At 43.1% G+C, this 20,139-nt stretch carries 14 protein-coding genes; 2 read left to right on the top strand and 12 right to left on the bottom strand.

All coding sequences use genetic code 11. From position 1 onward, the window contains the following. Nucleotides 1–47: 47 nt before the first annotated feature. The gene (locus L4C54_RS18540; RefSeq protein ID WP_428803248.1) at nt 48–668 is read left to right on the top strand and encodes a TRIC cation channel family protein; all 621 of its coding nucleotides are present in this window, start codon (nt 48–50) and stop codon (nt 666–668) included. Nucleotides 669–813: 145 nt separating this feature from the next. Here L4C54_RS18540 and L4C54_RS18545 read toward each other — a convergent pair whose 3' ends face one another. From L4C54_RS18545 to secA, 7 genes are all read right to left on the bottom strand, one after another. Then, nucleotides 814–2,844, bottom strand: coding sequence for an oxidoreductase (locus L4C54_RS18545; protein WP_428809318.1), 2,031 nt, complete (start codon nt 2,842–2,844; stop codon nt 814–816). Nucleotides 2,845–3,004: 160 nt separating this feature from the next. Then, a complete protein-coding gene (locus tag L4C54_RS18550; RefSeq protein ID WP_428809319.1) occupies nt 3,005–3,883 on the bottom strand; it encodes a helix-turn-helix domain-containing protein in 879 nt (292 codons plus the stop codon). A 223-nt stretch (nt 3,884–4,106) separates the two neighbouring features. Continuing rightward, nucleotides 4,107–7,337 carry a carbamoyl-phosphate synthase large subunit gene (carB, locus tag L4C54_RS18555; protein ID WP_428803245.1) on the bottom strand — a complete coding sequence of 1,077 codons (3,231 nt, stop codon included), beginning with the start codon at nt 7,335–7,337 and terminating at the stop codon, nt 4,107–4,109. A gap of 16 nt (nt 7,338–7,353) precedes the next feature. Further along, a complete protein-coding gene (carA, locus tag L4C54_RS18560; RefSeq protein WP_428803244.1) occupies nt 7,354–8,493 on the bottom strand; it encodes a glutamine-hydrolyzing carbamoyl-phosphate synthase small subunit in 1,140 nt (379 codons plus the stop codon). Nucleotides 8,494–9,028: 535 nt separating this feature from the next. Then, a complete protein-coding gene (dapB, locus tag L4C54_RS18565) occupies nt 9,029–9,838 on the bottom strand; it encodes a 4-hydroxy-tetrahydrodipicolinate reductase (protein ID WP_428809320.1) in 810 nt (269 codons plus the stop codon). Nucleotides 9,839–9,952: 114 nt separating this feature from the next. Next, complete coding sequence (gene mutT, locus L4C54_RS18570; RefSeq protein ID WP_428809321.1) at nt 9,953–10,351, bottom strand: 8-oxo-dGTP diphosphatase MutT; 399 nt, start codon at nt 10,349–10,351, stop codon at nt 9,953–9,955. 85 nt (nt 10,352–10,436) lie between these two features. Beyond that, nucleotides 10,437–13,169, bottom strand: a complete 2,733-nt coding sequence (gene secA, locus L4C54_RS18575) for a preprotein translocase subunit SecA (RefSeq protein WP_428803241.1) — start codon at nt 13,167–13,169, stop codon at nt 10,437–10,439. A 316-nt stretch (nt 13,170–13,485) separates the two neighbouring features. Here secA and L4C54_RS18580 point away from each other — a divergent pair, with 316 nt between their 5' ends. Continuing rightward, nucleotides 13,486–13,947 (top strand): DUF721 domain-containing protein, encoded by a 462-nt coding sequence (locus L4C54_RS18580; RefSeq protein WP_428809322.1) that lies wholly within the window; start codon nt 13,486–13,488, stop codon nt 13,945–13,947. A 150-nt stretch (nt 13,948–14,097) separates the two neighbouring features. Here the strand turns inward: L4C54_RS18580 and lpxC are convergent, their stop codons facing one another. From lpxC to murC, 5 genes are all read right to left on the bottom strand, one after another. Further along, nucleotides 14,098–15,015, bottom strand: coding sequence for a UDP-3-O-acyl-N-acetylglucosamine deacetylase (lpxC, locus tag L4C54_RS18585; RefSeq protein WP_428803239.1), 918 nt, complete (start codon nt 15,013–15,015; stop codon nt 14,098–14,100). 98 nt (nt 15,016–15,113) lie between these two features. Beyond that, nucleotides 15,114–16,340, bottom strand: coding sequence for a cell division protein FtsZ (gene ftsZ / locus L4C54_RS18590; RefSeq protein ID WP_428803238.1), 1,227 nt, complete (start codon nt 16,338–16,340; stop codon nt 15,114–15,116). Between the two features lie 30 nt (nt 16,341–16,370). After that, the gene (gene ftsA, locus L4C54_RS18595; protein ID WP_428803237.1) at nt 16,371–17,633 is read right to left on the bottom strand and encodes a cell division protein FtsA; all 1,263 of its coding nucleotides are present in this window, start codon (nt 17,631–17,633) and stop codon (nt 16,371–16,373) included. Beyond that, complete coding sequence (locus L4C54_RS18600; protein WP_428809323.1) at nt 17,626–18,408, bottom strand: cell division protein FtsQ/DivIB; 783 nt, start codon at nt 18,406–18,408, stop codon at nt 17,626–17,628. Before L4C54_RS18600 ends, ftsA begins: the two co-directional genes overlap by 8 nt. A gap of 235 nt (nt 18,409–18,643) precedes the next feature. Beyond that, the gene (murC, locus tag L4C54_RS18605; RefSeq protein ID WP_428803235.1) at nt 18,644–20,098 is read right to left on the bottom strand and encodes a UDP-N-acetylmuramate--L-alanine ligase; all 1,455 of its coding nucleotides are present in this window, start codon (nt 20,096–20,098) and stop codon (nt 18,644–18,646) included. Nucleotides 20,099–20,139: the final 41 nt, after the last annotated feature.

Consider the following 20,139-nt stretch of genomic DNA (forward strand, 5'->3'; position numbering starts at 1 on the left):
AATTTCGGCCTGAAATTTTCCACCACTAAATAAGAGTAATCTGTAACATGGACTCCATGGCGCTTTATCTATTTGATCTATTTGGCACCGCCATTTTCGCTATCTCTGGCGTACTACTGGCTGGACGACTAAAAATGGATCCTTTTGGTGTAATTGTACTAGGAAGCGTGACCGCAATTGGTGGCGGTACCATCCGTGATATGGCCTTAGGTGCTACGCCCGTTTTTTGGATTACCGATACCACCTACCTTTGGGTTATCTTTATTACCTGCCTCATTACCATGTTAATTGTTCGTCGACCAAAACGACTCGCTTGGTGGATCTTGCCCGTTTGCGATGCTATCGGTTTGGCTGTATTCGTTGGCATTGGTGTTGAAAAATCGTTGATGTATCAAGATTCGGCGATGGTTGCCGTCATTATGGGAGTGATCACCGGCTGCGGAGGTGGCATTATTCGCGATATGCTCGCCCGAGAAGTCCCTATGGTTCTTAGAAGTGAGGTCTACGCAACGGCTTGTATCGTTGGCGGTATTATCCATACCATGGCTTTATTGATGGGACTCGACACGACGACCGCTTTCCTTGCCGGTTTAGGCTGCACCTTAATCATTCGTCTTGGTGCGATCCGCTGGCACTTATCTTTACCTACTTTTGCGTTAGGTAAATAATTCACAGTTCATAAACTCTTTGAATAAAGCAAAAAAAGACGGTATCAGCGTAAGTCCAATACCGTCAAAGTGATTAGCTTAATAGGAGATTATTATGCTTATCTTTGTTAAATCTTTTTGTTGTTAAGACTTTGATTATCAATAGCTACAGAGAACGAGTGACCTCGTAGGCATCCCAAATCGCCGTCATAATCGTACGAGCTTGTTTACTGTCACCGATGTTGTAGATGTTTTCTACATCTAGGTTCGTCTCTAACTCTTTAAACATATCGTTTTCAGCACGGTAACCAATAGCTACGATAACGTGGTCTGCAGCTACAGCTTCAATCTCGTCGGAGTTATCCGCAGGGTGCAATTCAACACCTGAATCCGTAATTTGCGACAAGAAGGTTGAAGTCTTCACCGTCACTTTCTCTTTCACTAACAGCTCTTTCATCATTAAGTAATTAGCGAAACATGTCCCGTGTGGGCCACCGATGATGTCATCTGCTGCATCAACAAGTGTTACCGTCTTACCTTCTTGAGCCATCCATAGAGCCGCTTCTGCGCCTACAAGGCCCGCACCAATAACCGTTACGTTCTGACCGGTGATTTTTTCTGGGTGCATCAACATATCTTCAGCGATGATCACTTGAGACTTATCGATACCTTTAATGCTTTGAGGTACAACAGGACGAGAGCCTGTCGCGAAGATAACCGTATCTGGTTTCTCAGCATTAATTACGTCAACATTTGCAGCGGTACTCATACGAACATCAACATTCTTACGCTTCATCTCGCCTTCATACCAACTTAGCAGCGTTGCGTCGTCATGTTTAAACGGTGCTTGGCTACCAGGAATCACATTACCACCTAAGCGATCTGACTTTTCAAACAGAACCACTTCGTGGCCACGGTCCGCGGCTGTACGTGCCGCTTCCATACCACCAACACCACCACCAATAACAACAAGCTTCTGCTTTTTGTATAGCGGCTCTGGCTTGTACTCTTCTTCACGACCACATTGAGGGTTCACTGCGCATGATACGTTGCCAACTTCTGCCATGCGGCCTAAACAACCTAGGTGACAAGATAAACATGGGCGAACTTCTTCAGAGCGACCACGACGAATCTTATTCACGATCTCTGGGTCTGCTAACAATGGGCGACCTAAAGAAATATTTTGTGCCACACCTTCGTTTACAGCGCGTGAAGCCATGTTTGGTTCATCCATACGACCAGCCATGATCACTGGTACATCAACCACTTCAGCGACGGCTTTACAGTATGGCTTGTACATTCCTGGTTTAAAGTAGTTAGGCGGGTGGTTCCAATACCACGCATCATAAGTACCAGCATCAACGTTTAACGCGTCACAACCCGCTTCTACAAGATACTTCGCTGCTTTTAGACCTTCATCTAAATCACGACCCACTTCTTTTGCTTCTTCACCAGGAAGGATCCCTTGACCGAAGCCTTTGGTATTACTTTTCACTGAGTAACGAAGTGTGATAGCAAAATCATCGCCACATACATGACGTATGCCTTTAATGATCTCTACTGCAAAGCGATAACGGTTTTCAAATGAACCACCGTATTGGTCAGTACGCTTATTAAAGAACTCAAGTGTAAACTGATCCAATAAATAGCCTTCGTGTACTGCGTGAACTTCTACACCGTCAAAGCCTGCTTTTTTCATAATTGCAGCAGTTTGAATGAACTGACGGATGTAGTACTGAACTTCTTCTGTCGTTAATTCACGGTGAATGATGGAAGGGTCAAAACGGTTTGGACACTCTGAAGGGGCAACTGCTTTTCCTGGAGGAGTAAAACCAGGGATCATTGAACGGCCCCAGCCAGCTGTGATCTGACCGATGATCTTAGCACCGTGGCTATGAACACGTTCACACATCTCTTTCGCACTACGCAAATAAGCCGTTGGATTCAATGTTGGACAAGGAAGAGAAGGCATTGGCAATGGCTCTAACTCGTTCTCTGCCATATGGATACCGGTAATGATAAGGCCAACACCGCCTTTCGCACGTGCAACGTAGTAATCAATACCACGTTTGTTGTATGCACCATCACCATCTACTAAACCCAACGTCCCCATAGGCGCCATTGAGTATCGGTTTTTCAATTCCATTGGGCCAATTTTGTTTGGCTCAAATAGTACTCGATGTTCTTGTTTCATCATCTTGTTATTACCCTAATATTTAATATGGCTGTTAACCAAAAACTGCCGCTATTAGAACAATAATCAAAAAATGAAAGCTGACATTTTGAGACATTATAATGACTAATCAAGACATCGAAACATTGCCTGATTTAGATCAGTTTTATCTTTTACCCAATCATTACCGATAATCTGAAGGTGCATTGCCGGTCCATCGTCTAAATGCTCTAGAAAATGCCGTCACATCCGAGAACCCAAGGTTTTCGGCGATAATTGAAATACTTAGATTACTTTTACTTAACATACCGAGTGCTTTTTCGAGCTTATAGTTATCTAATACCACACGATAATGAGTGCTGACTTCATTCAATTTACGATTAAGTGTCCGAGCCGTCATACCCATATTTTGAGACACAAAATTAACATTTGCTAATGAGAGATCATTCAAGCTATCGAGTGTTTTTCTCACCCTTAATATAATGTTATTCGTACTAAGCTCAGTCATCTGCTCCCGTAATAGAACCATGTTTACTCGGTGAATATCTTGCTCAGATGTTTTCAACGGTGTGAACATTCCCTTTCGCTGAAAGATAATTTTCCGCGATATATATCCAGATTGAAAATGACAAGAGAAGGTCTGCTCAACCACTTTAAAGCTTGCTGAATTTTCACTAAATAAAGAGTCTAATTGAACCTCAACCCCTTCTAGTTGAGAGCGGCAAGTCCGGTTCAATAGCGTCAATAGCATTGCCACATACAGTAGAATACCTCGATTAGTAACGTAACCGTCCTTATCTCCTACTTCATTCGTTACAATCCATATTTCAATACTCCCTTGACGGCTTTCATAGAACTGCAAATCAATGGGCATGCCTAAGACAACACAATAGTCACAAGCTACTTTAAGCAAGGTATACAGATCTGGTGCCGTCCAAAGAGCAAGGCTGTAACTACCAAAAGTAAGCGGATCAATGTAGTTCGAGACGGCTATGGGTAACTTATGATCGTGTGACTCATTCTGCAGTTCAAAATAATATTGCCTAGCTTTTCGAACATCCATATAGCGCCCCTCGATCGCATCAATATCAAATGTGAAAGCACTAAGATGATCACGCCGATAGCTATCCAGTAACTTGAACCAGCCGGAATGAACTAAATACTTAGAACGGGTTGTTATTATTGAAGGGGAAGTCATCAAGTCGTCTCTGGTATTACAGGCAGGTGTAATTAAAGCATAAAAAAACCCGCTCTAGTGAGCGGGTTCTTGTTTAATCTGAATCAGATTATGCTTCGTTTGCTTTAACTTGAGCGTGTAGCTCTTGTACTGAAGTAACCGAAGTTTTCGCGTCTGCTGTATGCGCCATACATGTGGCAAATGCAGCGTTAAGCGTTGTTGTGTAGTTCACTTTCTCAGCAAGTGCACCACGACGAAGTACTTTAGAATCTTCAATCGCTTGACGACCAGCTGCAGTGTTCACAATGTAGGTGTACTCATTGTTCTTGATACGGTCAAGAATGTGAGGACGGCCTTCGTGTACTTTGTTCACTAGACGTGGGTTAATACCCGCTTCGCCTAGAATAACTGCAGTACCGTGAGTGGCATCTAATTGATAGCCAAGTTTAGTTAGCTTAGATGCAAGGTCAACAACACGCTCTTTATCGCCTTCACGAACAGAAAGAAGTGCACGACCGCCTTCTGGGTAAATGTTGCCACAACCCAATTCAGCTTTAGAGTACGCTTCAGCGAATGTTGTACCAACACCCATAACTTCACCAGTAGAGCGCATTTCTGGACCTAATAGTGGGTCAACACCAGGGAACTTGTTGAACGGTAGAACCACTTCTTTCACTGAGTAGTAAGGTGGGATGATCTCTTTTGTGAAGCCTTGAGCTTCTAGAGATTGACCAGCCATTACACGTGCTGCGATTTTAGCGATTGGCGCGCCAGTTGCTTTAGATACAAATGGAACTGTACGTGCTGCACGAGGGTTAACCTCGATTAGGTACACTTCATTGTTCTTAACCGCGAACTGTGTATTCATAAGACCACGAACACCTAGCTCAAATGCTAGCTTTTCAACTTGCTCACGCATTACGTCTTGGATTTCTTCGCTTAACGTGTAAGCAGGAAGAGAACATGCTGAGTCACCAGAGTGAACACCCGCTTGCTCGATATGCTCCATGATACCGCCGATAACAACGCGCTCACCGTCACAAATCGCATCAACATCCACTTCAACAGCGTCATCTAGGAAGCTATCAAGTAGAACTGGAGATTCGTTTGAAACGCTCACAGCTTCGTTGAAGTAACGACGTAGATCTTGCTCATCGTATACGATTTCCATCGCACGACCACCAAGAACATAAGAAGGACGCACAACTAATGGGAAGCCAATTTCACGAGATTTCTCTACCGCTTGCTCCATTGTTGTTACTGTTGCGTTTTCTGGTTGTAGAAGGCCTAAACGGTCAACGGCAACTTGGAAACGCTCACGGTCTTCTGCGCGGTCAATAGCGTCTGGGCTAGTACCGATAATTGGAACGCCAGCAGCTTCAAGTTCACGAGCCAGTTTAAGTGGTGTTTGACCACCATACTGAACGATAACGCCTTTTGGCTTCTCAACGCGTACGATTGCTAATACGTCTTCCAGAGTTACTGGTTCGAAATACAAGCGGTCTGAAGTATCGTAGTCTGTCGAAACCGTTTCAGGGTTACAGTTAACCATGATTGTTTCGTAGCCATCTTCACGAAGTGCTAGTGAAGCGTGTACACAACAGTAATCAAATTCAATACCTTGGCCGATACGGTTTGGACCGCCGCCTAAGATCATGATCTTTTCTTTATCTGTCGGGTTTGATTCACACTCATCATCGTAAGTAGAGTACATGTAAGCTGTATCTGAAGAGAATTCAGCAGCACATGTATCAACGCGTTTGTAGACAGGGTGGATATCGTATTGGTCACGTAGACGACGAATTTCGCTCTCAGCAACACCTAAGATTGATGACAGACGAGCATCAGCGAAACCTTTACGCTTAAGCTTATTCAGCAGTTCTTTATTAAGACCAGCAAAACCACCTGCTTTTACTTTTTGCTCAAGTAAAACGATGTCTTCAATCTGAACTAGGAACCAACGGTCAATTTGCGTTAGGTTAAATACACCATCTACTGACATACCAGCACGGAATGCATCGGCGATGTACCAGATACGATCTGAACCCGCTTCTTTAAGTTCATGACGAATAGTTGTTAGTGCGTCTGGAGCATCTAAATCAACCATTTCATCAAAACCATTAACGCCAACTTCTAGTCCACGCAATGCTTTTTGTAAAGATTCTTGTTGGTTACGGCCAATAGCCATAACTTCACCAACTGATTTCATTTGCGTTGTTAAACGGTCGTTTGCACCAGCAAATTTCTCGAAGTTAAAACGAGGAATCTTAGTAACAACGTAATCAATCGTTGGTTCAAAAGAAGCAGGAGTTGCACCGCCAGTGATGTCGTTCATTAGCTCGTCAAGCGTAAAACCAACAGCCAGTTTCGCGGCAATCTTAGCGATTGGGAAACCTGTTGCTTTAGACGCTAGAGCAGAAGAGCGAGATACACGAGGGTTCATCTCAATGATAACCATACGGCCATCGACAGGGTTGATACCAAACTGTACGTTTGAACCACCTGTTTCAACACCAATCTCACGCAATACTGCAAGAGATGCATTACGCATTAATTGGTATTCTTTATCTGTTAACGTTTGAGCCGGAGCCACGGTGATTGAGTCACCAGTGTGAATGCCCATTGGGTCAAAGTTTTCAATCGCACATACGATAATGCAGTTGTCGTTTTTATCACGAACCACTTCCATCTCGTACTCTTTCCAACCGATAAGAGACTCATCGATTAGAAGTTCGTTGGTTGGAGAAAGATCCAAACCGCGACGACAGATTTCTTCGAATTCTTCTTTGTTATAAGCGATACCGCCACCAGTACCACCCATCGTAAACGATGGACGAATGATACAAGGGAAGCCAACCATTTCTTGAACTTTGTAAGCTTCTTCCATGGTTTTAGCAGTATCAGCAGTTGGACACTCAAGACCAATCGCTTTCATCGCTTTATCAAAGCGAGAACGGTCTTCTGCTTTATCGATAGCGTCAGCAGTAGCACCTATCATCTCAACGCCGAACTCTTCAAGAACGCCGTATTTTTCTAGGTCTAATGCACAGTTAAGAGCAGTTTGGCCACCCATTGTAGGTAGAACAGCATCTGGCTTTTCTTTCGCGATGATATTACGAACAACTTCCCACTGAATTGGTTCAATGTAAGTTGCGTCCGCCATATCTGGGTCAGTCATGATTGTCGCAGGGTTCGAGTTTACAAGAATAACTCGGTAGCCTTCTTCACGAAGTGCTTTACAAGCTTGAGCACCAGAGTAATCAAACTCACATGCTTGACCGATAACAATCGGGCCAGCACCTAGAATTAGAATACTTTTAATGTCAGTACGTTTTGGCATTGTCTACTACTCCGAATTAAGCTTTGTGCTGTTTAATGAGTTCGATAAAGTGGTCGAATAACGGCGCTGCGTCTTCTGGACCTGGGCTAGCTTCTGGGTGACCTTGGAAGCTAAATGCTGGCTTATCTGTACGGTGAATCCCCTGCAGTGAACCATCAAATAGTGATTTGTGGGTCGCGCGCAGAGTTTCAGGAAGCGTGTCTTCATCAGCAGCAAAACCGTGGTTTTGTGAAGTAATCATCACAACATCACGATCTAAATCTTTCACTGGGTGGTTTGCACCGTGGTGACCAAACTTCATTTTAACCGTTTGAGCACCTGACGCTAGCGCAAGAATTTGGTGACCTAAACAGATACCAAAGATTGGCAGACCTTTATCTAGAAAAACTTTTGTCGCTTCAATTGCGTAGTCACATGGAGCTGGGTCACCAGGGCCGTTTGAAAGGAATACGCCATCTGGATTTAACGCCAACACTTCTTCCGCAGAAGTCTGAGCAGGTACAACCGTTAAGCGGCAGCCTCGGTCGACAAGCATGCGCAGGATGTTTCGTTTTGCACCGAAGTCGTAGGCAACAACGTGGAATGGTAATTCGCTGTCATCTTTCGCTTCAGGAAGACCACCCGTAAGCGTCCACGAACCCTGTTTCCATTGGTACGCTTCTTTTGTTGTAACCTCTTTCGCAAGATCCATACCTTTTAGGCCAGGGAACTCTTTTGCTTTAGCTAACGCTAATGCTTCATCAATATTGCTACCAGCAACAATACATCCGTTCTGAGCGCCTTTTTCACGTAAAATACGCGTTAGCTTGCGAGTATCAATCTCGGCAATGCCAACTATATTTTGTGATTTAAGGTAATCAGAGAGAGAACGTTCATTACGGAAGTTTGAAGCAAGAAGAGGAAGATCACGAATAACGAGGCCTTGGGCATGAATCGCTGAGGATTCTTCGTCTTCGGAATTAGTTCCGGTGTTACCAATATGGGGATAAGTAAGGGTTACAATCTGTTGAGAATAGGAAGGATCAGTGAGGATTTCTTGGTACCCCGTCATCGAGGTGTTAAAAACGACTTCTCCAACAGCGGAACCATCTGCGCCGATGGATTCACCGTGGAATACTGTCCCATCTTCTAGGACTAGCAGTGCTGACTTAATCAAGGCAACCTCCAAAATAAAAATGCATTAAAAATGAATTAATTTGCAAATCTACCTTCCTTTTCGCTGAAAAACAGCGTTTTTATGGAAATTAGACAAATTGGCGGTATTCTAATTATGGTTGTGACCTGTGTCAAGTTTTACTATTAATAAATTACTACTTTAATGGGGTAGCACTAATATCCCATGCAAAGCGGCTAAAATAATAAGTTTTACCCGCCGAGGCAATTCGACAACCGATAAATTAGCAAAATAATCACCAGCAGAGTCTAAAGAAGCGACAAGAATTTTGGTTCACCAAAAGCAATCGTTCAACAACCAGAGTTAACATGTACTTTTGAGCAACTACCCCCAATAAGAAGGTGTAACACTGAAAATAAACACAATAAAAAGCAGTTAAAAGCCTAATATTGCCTTTGGAATTTGTAGGAGGGATTAAAAAAGACAAATGCGCTGAAGTTCTACAACGCATAATTACTCAAATTAAGCAGAATGACACTCTAGCACTCATATAGAGCACTAGAGTGAACCTCACTACTTAGAGATCGTTCAAACCGAGTACATCTGTCATGGTGTAAAAACCAGCTGGTTTTTCATTAAGCCAAACTGCGGCCTTAATTGCACCATTAGCAAACGTCATTCGATCTGTGGCTTTGTGGGTTATCTCAACACGCTCACCGATATCTGCAAACATTGCCGTGTGCTCACCAATGATGTCACCTGCACGAATCGTCGCAAAGCCTATCTCATCTTTAGTTCTTTCACCTGTGATCCCTTCACGTGCCCAAACAGCAACATCATTAAGCTCATTGCCCATTGCACCAGCAATTGCTTCGCCCATACCTATCGCAGTACCAGACGGAGCATCGACTTTATGGCGATGGTGAGCTTCAACAATTTCAACATCGCAGTAGTCGCCCATCACTTTAGCCGCTTTTTCTAGCAATTTGAAAACAAGGTTGACACCTACGCTGTAGTTAGGCGCCATCACGATGGCAATCTCTTTAGCCGCAGTATCAATTTGCTGTTTTTCTTCTTCAGAGAAGCCAGTAGTACCAATAACAATCTGCTTACCGTACTTTCTGCACAATTCGATATTGGCTAAAGTATTTACAGGTGCAGTAAAGTCGACAATAACGTCATATTCTTCAATCGACTTTTCTAGGCTATCGACAATCGCAATATCAAACTTGCCCTCACCACAAAGCTCCCCTAGATCAATACCGACCAACGATGACTCTGGACGTTCAGATCCTGAAGCCACTTTCGCATCTTGATTGATAAATGTCGCTTTAACTAGGTTTCTTCCCATGCGGCCTGCAGCACCGGCGATTGCAACTCGTACCATTGACTATTTCTCCTTAAAATTGGCCCGCCAGTTACGGCAACCCATTATTTGATCTAACTCACACTAAGCTCTTATCACTATAAACTAACAACAATCGTTAATCTTGACTAGGGCTTAGGTAAACTCTTTTATAACTCGCTGCATGATTGGCCGATTTGCTTCAGGGAAAGTGTATTTAACAAGATCTGCAACGTCCACCCACAGGCCTAACTGACCCTCTTTACCATAAGGCTCTTTTTCAAAATCATGAACTACAATAAAATCGAACTCGAGCGATTTATCGGAGTAGTCATATTCCAAATGCTCAAACTGCGATTGCTTAGTTACGATAATACCAATTTCTTCATCAAGCTCACGAGCCATCGCTGTTTCGACACTCTCTCCAGCTTCGACTTTACCACCAGGAAATTCCCAATAGCCACCCTTATGCAAATGGCTTGGTCGTTGAGTAATATAGACTTTTGATTTGTCACGATTGAAAATAATTCCGGCGACAATATGAATTCGTTTCATCTCTGATTCTTCAATTATGAGGGTTAAATATTTTATAGATAAAAAAAGAGCCGCTTACGCGACTCAATTTTATTGCACAATATGCTTAAGCAATTTTGCCATGACACTGCTTGTACTTCTTACCGCTACCACATGGGCAAGGTTCATTACGGCCAACTTTACGTTCCTCACGAACGACAGGTTGATGCCCTTCCTCTTGCTCTGACTCGCTGTTATCGGCAAGTTGGTTTTCTGCGGTCGCATGTTGAGCTTGAGCGCGAAGTGCTGCAGCTTCTGCTTGCTGACGTCTTTGAGCTTCCATACGTTCAACTTCTTCTTGCTGTTGAACTCGAACTTTAGACAAAATCGTAATCACGTCGAATTTAAGCGTATCAAGCAAACCTTCAAATAGCTCAAATGACTCACGTTTATATTCTTGTTTCGGGTTCTTCTGTGCATAGCCACGAAGATGAATACCTTGACGAAGGTGATCCATCGCCGCTAAGTGCTCTTTCCACAATGTATCAAGAGTCTGCAGCATGACTGATTTTTCGAAGTTACGTAGTACAGTTTCACCCACGGCTTCTTCTTTCGATTTGTAAACTTCTACTGCGTGGTTAAGCAATTTTTCGCGTAACGCTTCTTCGTATAACTTATCGTCTTCTTCAAGCCAAGTTTGAATCGACACTTCAATATCGAAGTCTTTCTTCAAACGGTCTTCAAGACCAGGAACATCCCACATATCTTCAAGTGATTGAGGTGCAATATACTCATCAATAACCGACGTAAGTACATCTGCACGATTTTGCTCAAGCATCTCACTGATATTATCAGCGCTCATTAGCTCATCGCGAAGCTCATAAACCACTTTACGTTGATCGTTGGCAACATCATCATACTCAAGAAGTTGTTTACGAATATCAAAGTTACGGCCTTCAACTTTACGTTGCGCCTTTTCAATCGAACGAGAAAGCATACGACTCTCAATCGCTTCGCCTTCATCCATACCACTTTGAATCAAACCTGCCATACGATCTGAGGTAAAGATACGCAGTAGTGAGTCTTCCATTGATAGGTAGAAACGAGAAGAACCTGCATCACCTTGACGACCAGAACGACCACGTAGCTGGTTATCGATACGGCGAGATTCGTGACGTTCTGTGCCAATAATATGCAGACCACCAGAAGCGAGAACTTCATCGTGGATGATTTTCCACTCAGCTTTGATTTGATCGATTTGTTCTTGAGTTGGGTTAGATAACTGCTCAACCTTCGCTTGCCAGCTGCCACCTAAAACAATATCGGTACCACGACCAGCCATGTTCGTTGCGATAGTTACAGCACTTGGTGTACCTGCACTTGCAACAATTTCAGCTTCTTTTTCGTGGAACTTAGCATTTAGAACATTGTGCTTAATTTTAGCTTTGGTTAATGCATTAGAAAGAAGTTCTGACTTCTCAATTGAAACCGTACCAACCAAAGATGGCTGGCCTTGCGCAACGCGTTCTTTAATATCTTCAATGATCGCGTTGAACTTGTCTTCCTCAGTTCGATAAACCACGTCTGGCATATCATTACGAACCATCGGTTTGTTGGTTGGGATAACAACCGTTTCTAAACCATAGATAGACTGGAATTCGAATGCTTCAGTATCAGCTGTACCCGTCATACCCGACAGTTTTTCATACAGACGGAAGAAGTTCTGGAATGTGATCGATGCTAATGTTTGGTTCTCGTTCTGAATCTTCACACCTTCTTTTGCTTCAACAGCTTGGTGTAAACCTTCAGACCAACGGCGACCTGGCATAGTACGGCCAGTGTGTTCATCAACGATAACGACTTCGCCGTCCTCATTCACGATATAGTCGACGTTCTTTTCAAACAGTACATGAGCTCGAAGTGCTGCATTAACGTGGTGAAGTAAACTAATGTTAGTTGGAGAGTAAAGAGTATCCCCTTCTTCCATTAATCCATTTTTCAGCATCAGTTCTTCAACGAATTCCTGACCTGTTTCCGTTAAGTGTACTTGTTTTGACTTTTCATCAAGTGTGTAGTGACCGTCACCGCGGTACTCTTCTGAATCTTCCTGCTCTTGACGTTCAAGACTCGGAATCAGTGTGTTAATTTTTGCATAAAGCTCAGAGCTATCTTCAGCAGGGCCAGAGATGATCAACGGCGTACGAGCTTCATCAATTAAGATCGAATCCACTTCATCGACAATGGCGAAGAATCGTGAACGTTGCACACGGTCTTCGTTACGAAACGCCATATTATCGCGTAGGTAATCAAAACCAAATTCGTTATTTGTTCCGTAAAGGATATCCGCTAGATAGGCTTCTTTTTTCTCCGGTGGCGGCATATTCGCAACATTGACACCAACTGTCATACCTAAGAATTCAAACAGTGGGCGGTTTGTTTCGGCATCGCGCTTTGCAAGGTAATCATTCACAGTGATGACATGGACACCGTTACCTGGGAGAGCATTTAAGTACGCAGGAAGCGTTGCAGTTAGTGTTTTACCTTCACCGGTACGCATTTCTGCGATTTGGCCATCATTGAGTACCATTCCGCCGATAAGCTGAACATCAAAATGACGCATGCCATAAACACGCTTAGAGGCTTCACGAACCGTTGCAAATGCTTCTGGAAGTAAATTATCTAAAGACTCACCCTTTTCTAGGCGGTCGCGAAACTCAACAGTTTTCGCTTTTAATTCTTCATCAGATAAAGCTTCAAAGCTTGGCTCGTAATTATTGATCTCTTTTACAATCTTTCTTAGGCGACGCAAGGTTCTGTCATTGCGACTACCAATAACCTTTGTCAGTAGCTTAGTTATCATTTGCTATGAATCTCTCTAAATTTAGATCGAATGCGATCTACTCTAAATGCCTTCAGTCTCGACCAGTTTTAAACTAAGGATACTGAGATAAATCATGTATCACTGATATTGTGATGAGACGTTGTAATTTCAAGGCGATAGTTATAATTAGTGCCGATAGTTTAAGGAATTTTATCACTAACGACCAATGGCTGCGTCATTTGTTTGAAGCGCACTTAATTTTTTTTAGAAATAGGTTATCTATTGTGCTCATTTAATCCTATTACCATTTGGCTGGATGCTCTAAAATGGAAATAACACAACGCTTGAGACTGCTATGAGAGATCACAGACCCACCTTAACGCAAGAGCTACTTTCTGAATCTAAATTGAATCAGATACAACAGCATGCAAAAGAGATCTTAACGATCAATCAAGAGCTTCATAAATTCCTTCCTGCCAGTGTGGTAAAACATTGCCGTGCAGCCAACGTGCGTGGCAGTCATTTACTACTTGAAGTTGCGAGTGCTTCAATAAAGATGAAGCTCGATTATGACCGTCTAACGATCTTGAATCGTTTACGTTCAGCCGGATTTGCTCGATTAATTTCTTTGGAAGTAAAAATTAACCCTAGCCTATATAAACAACAACGCAAACAGGACGAAAAGTCAGAAGCGATACAACGAGCGCCACTTTCAGAGAATGCCGCTCAGTCTTTACTTATTGTTGCTGAATCCGCACCACAAAAAATCCGTGAACGTTTAGAGCGTATAGCTCAGCTAGCTAAGAAAACGAATTAGCTTAAGAGGTTGGTCGAGTAACGATTAATTTAAGAATTGAATCGAGGCTATAGGCACAAGATAGGAAAAGAGAAAGCTTCTAGGGCAATGTAGAGAGCTAAAAAAACCAGACTCGATGTCTGGTTTCTTTCGTTTACGCTAAGAGCATTCTTACGCTAGGACCATATTAGGGTCAGCGAATGCAACCGGAGAGCCAGCTTGCTCTTCAAAGGTTGCCCACTCCCAAGCTTCTTGATCCGCTAATACAGCGCGAAGTAATTGGTTGTTCAACCCATGACCTGATTTATAAGCACGGAATTCACCAATAATGGCATGACCGCACATGTATAAGTCACCGATCGCATCCAACACTTTATGCGTTACGAATTCATTCGCAAAACGTAGACCTTCTTCATTAAGGATACGATATTCATCAAGTACGATAGCACAATCAAAGCTACCACCTAGACAAAGGTTCTGCGATTGTAGGTATTCGATATCTCTCATGAAACCGAATGTACGTGCGCGAGAGATCTCTTTAATGAAGCCTTGAGATGAAAAATCGAATTGCAGTCTCTGCTCATCAATTTCAATCGCAGGGTGATCAAACTCAATTTCAAAATCCATGCGAAAGCCGTTATAAGGAACAAATTCTGCCCACTTATCACCGTCTTCAAAACGCACAGGTTTTTTAATACGAATAAAACGCTTAGGAGAGTTTAACGTCTCGATACCAGCTTGTTGCAGTAAGAATACGAATGGGCTTGCGCTACCATCCATAATCGGAATTTCAGGAGCATCAACTTCAATAATAACGTTATCAATACCCATTCCAGCAAGAGCGGCATTTAAGTGCTCTACCGTTGAAATTCTTACGCCATCTTCATTAACCAAAGCGGTACAAAGCATGGTGTCTCTAACTGATTCAGGATCAGCTGGAAAATCAACAGGAGGATTAACGTCAGTGCGTCGATAAACAACACCGGTATTAGCAGCAGCAGGGCGAAGAGTAAGCGTGACTTTACGACCAGAGTGGAGACCCACACCAGTTGTTTTCACTATCTCTTTCAAAGTACGTTGTCTAATCATCTACTACCCTTAATAATCGCGCTACATATCACGGCCTGCTGTTATGCAGACCATGCATGCTAACATAATTTTGAACGCTGTCAAATTACGTACAGTTATTAATCAGCCTGACGACGTAAAAATGCTGGGATATCTAAATACGCATTTTCTTTCTCTGTCTTAGGCGCTGTTGCTGCCTGACCAGAGCTTGACGTTGTCGGCGTCGCTGTTGGCTGCGTGGCAACCTGAGGTTTTTCCTGCAAAGGCTGTGCCGGCTTTTCCTCTGTTTTAGCAATTGGCTGCTGTGTTGGCGCTACTTGCTGCTGTGGCTGAGCTACAGGAGCTACTTTCGCTTTACCGCCCGCTACCAATGTAATATCTGGTTTTTTCTCAGTACCAATACCCGTCGCTACAACCGTTACTCGAATTTCATCGGTCATATCTGGATCTAGTGAAGTACCAATAACCACTGTTGCGTTATCTGATGCGAATGCTTTAACAGTATTACCTACTGTTTCAAATTCATCCAGTCGCATATCCAAACCAGCAGTAATATTAACAAGTACGCCACGAGCGCCAGCTAAATCAATATCTTCTAGTAGTGGACTAGAGATCGCTGTTTCAGCAGCTTCTTCAGCACGGTCTTCACCTTTAGAGATACCGCTGCCCATCATAGCGTGACCCATTTCCGACATCACCGTTCTTACATCGGCGAAATCGACGTTGATCATACCAGGGCGAGTAATTAGCTCTGCAATACCTTGAACAGCATTCTTAAGTACGTTATTCGCACTTCCAAATGCTTCTAGCAAAGTAACGCCACGGCCAAGTACTTTGAGTAGCTTTTCGTTAGGGATTGTAATTAGAGAGTCAACTGACTTCGATAATTCTTCAATACCCTGCTCAGCAAAAGCTAAACGCTTTTTACCTTCAAAGCTAAATGGCTTAGTCACAACTGCAACCGTCAAAATACCCAGCTCTTTTGCAACTTCTGCAATAACAGGGGCTGCACCGGTACCAGTACCACCGCCCATACCTGCGGCTATAAATACCATATCGGCACCAGTGAGAACTTCTTTAATTCTTTCTCGATCTTCTAAAGCTGCATCACGGCCAACTTGAGGGTTTGCACCAGCACCAAGACCTTTAGTGATATCACCGCCAATCTGAATAACGCTGTTCACACTCGTTTTACGCAATGCTTGTGCATCGGTATTAACGCTGATGAATTCCACACCTTCGATGGATTCACGTACCATGTGCTCAACAGCATTACCACCACCGCCACCAACCCCAACGACTTTAATTACAGCATCGTCAGACATTTCCATCATCGGTTCAAACATTTGTTATCTCCGTTTTTCCTGTTATTCAGGTTAAAACTCTTTTTGTATCCAATTACGTAAACGACCAACTAAACTCGACATTGATTGGCGTTTAGGTTCGCTATACTCAATGTCATCATTTATTTGGCTGTCTTTAGCGTAATGAAGTAAACCAACAGCCGTAGAATGATACGGCTCTTTTACATAATCTGTTAAGCCACTAACTTCTAATGGCTTACCAACGCGAACTTGATTGCGGAATACACGCTCCGCACACTCTACCAATCCTTCAATCTGTGCTGCACCTCCAGTGAGGACAACACCAGCGGCAAGGTGATGTTTAATGCCATCTTCTCGCAACTTAGTTTGAACGGTATCAATAGTTTGGTTAACGAGTCCCATAAGCTCAGTGTAGCGAGGCTCAATCACTTCAGACAATGTTTGTCTTTGTAAACTGCGAGACGGGCGCCCACCAACACTTGGTACGTTAACTGTATCATCTTTGCTTACGAGCTCACTGAGCGCGCAACCATATTTTACTTTAATTTCTTCAGCATCACTGACTGGCGTACCAAAAGCAAATGCGATATCACTCGTCACGGCGTTACCAGCGTACGAGAAAACTTCGGTATGGCGCAGTGCACCACCGGTCCAAATGGATACATCCATTGTGCCAGCACCAATATCGACAACACACACGCCAAGCTCTCGCTCATCTTCAGTAATTACTGCGTTACTTGAGGCTAACCCTGAGTAAACCAGTTGTTCGACAATTAGGCCACAACGCTCTACTGCTTTAACTAAGTTCTTAGCCATATCATTGTGGCTAGAGATAAGGTGCACGCTAACTTCCATACGTACCCCTGACAATCCAAGTGGGTTTTTAATCCCTTCTTGATAATCAATCGTAAACTCTTGAGGGATAACGTGAAGGATACGCAGTTCGTCCCCTATTTTAATCGATTTTGCCGTATGAATAGCACGGTCCATATCTTCTTGAGTAACTTCCTCTTCAGATATTGTTCCCATCCCTTTTTCAATACGACTAGCAATGTGACGGCCAGACAACGATAAAAATACATTTTTGATTTGGCACTCGGCCATCAACTCAGCCTGATCGACTGCTCGTTGTACTGACTTAACCACAGACTCTAAATCGTTAACGCCACCTTTATCCATACCACGAGATGGGCTTGTACCCGCTCCAATGATATTGATTTGACCATCAGGTAGCACTTCACCGACAAGTGCCGATATGCTTGCTGTACCTATATCCAGACCAACAATTAAATTGTCATCAACAGCCTTAGTCATCCGTACTCTCTTGTTCTAAACCTGGTTCAGGGAACCACCCAACGGCAGCTCCAGTGTCATATCTAAGGTCGATGTAGCTGACTCGCTCAGCGTCGTTTCCTAAATTCTTATACAGAGAAATAAAACGAGCGATACGTTCGTCCAGTGACTCTTTACCTAACTCTAAACGCATACCGTTATCTAGAATTATTTGCCAAGCTCTTCTGTCATTCAAAACTAATGATCGAATATTTAGATCTAGAGCTTGAAATAACGGTGAAATCTCACGCCAGATAGCCAAAACGTGTTGGCTACTATCAATTGGCCCATAGAGTTTGACTCTATCGCCTCTTAACTGACCAATGTCACCATTAAATACGTTACCTTTAGCATTAAGCAAAGTATCGCCATTCCAAATAGCTTCAGCTTGATGCTCAGTCAAAAAGACTTTGATCGTATCAGGCCACTGTTTACGAATGGATACTTGAGACACCCAAGGAATAGATTGTACCGTCTCTTGCAGTGATTCAATATCTTGGGACATAAATGTACCAATATGATCGAGCCTGGCAAAAGACTGCTGAACATCCCTTGTTGTCACGTACTCCATATCACCTTGCAGTACTATTTTTGAAAGTGGTAAGCGTTGATCATCCCACATCCAAGACAGCGTTGAATAAAGTAATGTGCCAATTAACAACAAAACCGCAAGTAAGAACACACTGCCTACAGCGTGTTGCTGGACGATTGGTAGATGCCTTACACGACGACCTTCACTTAAAGCACTTTTAATCAAAGCCCGTAGTCCTTAGCTTGGCTAGCAAACTGTCCCTTTGTTACTTAACGCATATTCTGCTGAGCATTGACTTGCATAGCTCTATTTTATGTATAACGCTAAAGGTAAAGCATTCACTTTAACCTTGAGATTATACTGAGCTAACAAAAAGTATCAAATACAGAATTCGATAATTAAGAGTCTGATATATGTAAACTTAATCATAACTCTTAAATTTCATCATTCTTATCGCTAATTACTTCATCTTATTGATATTTAGCTCGAGAGTAGCAAGTTGTTTCGCTACTTTGCCAACATCTCCGGCACCTTGAGTTAGTACCAAGTCACCATCTTGTAAAACATTAGCTAAAACAGAGGGTAATGACTCAATATCCGCCACAAAAATTGGATCTATCTTTCCTCTGCTACGAATAGTGCGACATAACGCTCGACCATCAGCACCGGCGATTGGTTGTTCGCCAGCAGAGTAAACATCTAGCATCAACAATACATCCACTTGATCAAGTACATTTGCAAAATCATCATACAAGTCTCGTGTTCGAGAATAACGATGAGGTTGGAATACCATCACTAAACGCTTGTCTTCCCAGCCACTTCTTGCCGCTTGAATGGTTACATCAACTTCTGTTGGGTGATGTCCATAATCATCCACAAGCATTGCTTTACCTCGGCCAGTATCAAACTCACCAAGGTGCTCAAATCGACGGCCAGTTCCTTCAGTACCGATCATGGCAGACAAAATCGCTTCATCACTGATGTCATCTTCTGTCGCGACAGCAATCGCGGCGGACGCGTTCAGTGCGTTGTGTTTTCCAGGAATGTTCAATGTAATATCTAAGTTAGCTTTACCTTGACGAACCACGGTAAACATACCCTGCTGGCCGTTTTGACGGTAGTTTTCAAGGCGTACATCTGCATCTTCTGAGAAACCGTATGTGATCACTTGGCGACTAATGCGAGGGATTAACTCTCTTACCACTGGATCATCAATACACACTATAGCTTGGCCGTAGAACGGCAAGTTATGTAAAAAATCAATGAATGTCTGCTTAAGTACTTCGAAGTCACCACCATAGGTATCCATATGATCGGCTTCGATATTCGTTACGATACTGACCATAGGTTGCAAATGTAAGAATGAAGCATCACTCTCGTCGGCTTCTGCAATCAAAATTCGACTTGAACCTAAACGTGCATTGGTACCGACACTTTTAACTAATCCACCATTAACAAAGGTGGGATCAAGCCCTGCTTCTGAATAAATTTGAGTCACTAACGCTGTCGTAGTGGTTTTTCCGTGAGTCCCCGCGACAGCAATGCCATGACGGAAACGCATCAGCTCAGCGAGCATCTCAGCGCGTCGAACAATAGGAATTCTTAATTCACGTGCCGCGACAATTTCTGGGTTCGCTTCATTAATCGCAGTAGAGACTACGACCACACTTGCATGCTCAACATTGCTCTCTTGATGACCAATGTAAACCGTTGCACCTTTTGAAGATAGACGTTCAGTTACTGGATTTTGAGAAAGATCAGAGCCAGTAATTTGGTATCCTTCATTTAACAATACTTCTGCGATGCCGCTCATGCCTGCGCCGCCAATACCAATGAAGTGAATGCTTTTAACACGGCGCATTTCTGGCACCATCGCTCTAATTTGAGCGAGATCTTGTGTATGTTTAATCGTCATAATTCTGTCTCGTTATTTGCTTAGAACAACTATCTACTGTC

The sequence above is a fragment of the Vibrio lamellibrachiae genome, assembly GCF_050337265.1.
Taxonomy (GTDB): Bacteria; Pseudomonadota; Gammaproteobacteria; order Enterobacterales; family Vibrionaceae; genus Vibrio; species Vibrio kyushuensis.

Bases quoted from the DNA above. Each gene is read 5' to 3' on its own strand.
- L4C54_RS18545 (WP_428809318.1), bottom strand. From the start codon at position 2,844: ATGATGAAACAAGAACATCGAGTACTATTTGAGCCAAACAAAATTGGC.
- ftsZ (WP_428803238.1), bottom strand. From the start codon at position 16,340: ATGTTTGAACCGATGATGGAAATGTCTGACGATGCTGTAATTAAAGTC.
- secA (WP_428803241.1), bottom strand. From the start codon at position 13,169: ATGATAACTAAGCTACTGACAAAGGTTATTGGTAGTCGCAATGACAGA.
- carB (WP_428803245.1), bottom strand. From the start codon at position 7,337: ATGCCAAAACGTACTGACATTAAAAGTATTCTAATTCTAGGTGCTGGC.
- mutT (WP_428809321.1), bottom strand. From the start codon at position 10,351: ATGAAACGAATTCATATTGTCGCCGGAATTATTTTCAATCGTGACAAA.
- lpxC (WP_428803239.1), bottom strand. From the start codon at position 15,015: ATGATTAGACAACGTACTTTGAAAGAGATAGTGAAAACAACTGGTGTG.
- L4C54_RS18540 (WP_428803248.1), top strand. From the start codon at position 48: ATGGACTCCATGGCGCTTTATCTATTTGATCTATTTGGCACCGCCATT.
- L4C54_RS18580 (WP_428809322.1), top strand. From the start codon at position 13,486: ATGAGAGATCACAGACCCACCTTAACGCAAGAGCTACTTTCTGAATCT.
- dapB (WP_428809320.1), bottom strand. From the start codon at position 9,838: ATGGTACGAGTTGCAATCGCCGGTGCTGCAGGCCGCATGGGAAGAAAC.
- L4C54_RS18550 (WP_428809319.1), bottom strand. From the start codon at position 3,883: ATGGATGTTCGAAAAGCTAGGCAATATTATTTTGAACTGCAGAATGAG.
- murC (WP_428803235.1), bottom strand. From the start codon at position 20,098: ATGACGATTAAACATACACAAGATCTCGCTCAAATTAGAGCGATGGTG.
- ftsA (WP_428803237.1), bottom strand. From the start codon at position 17,633: ATGACTAAGGCTGTTGATGACAATTTAATTGTTGGTCTGGATATAGGT.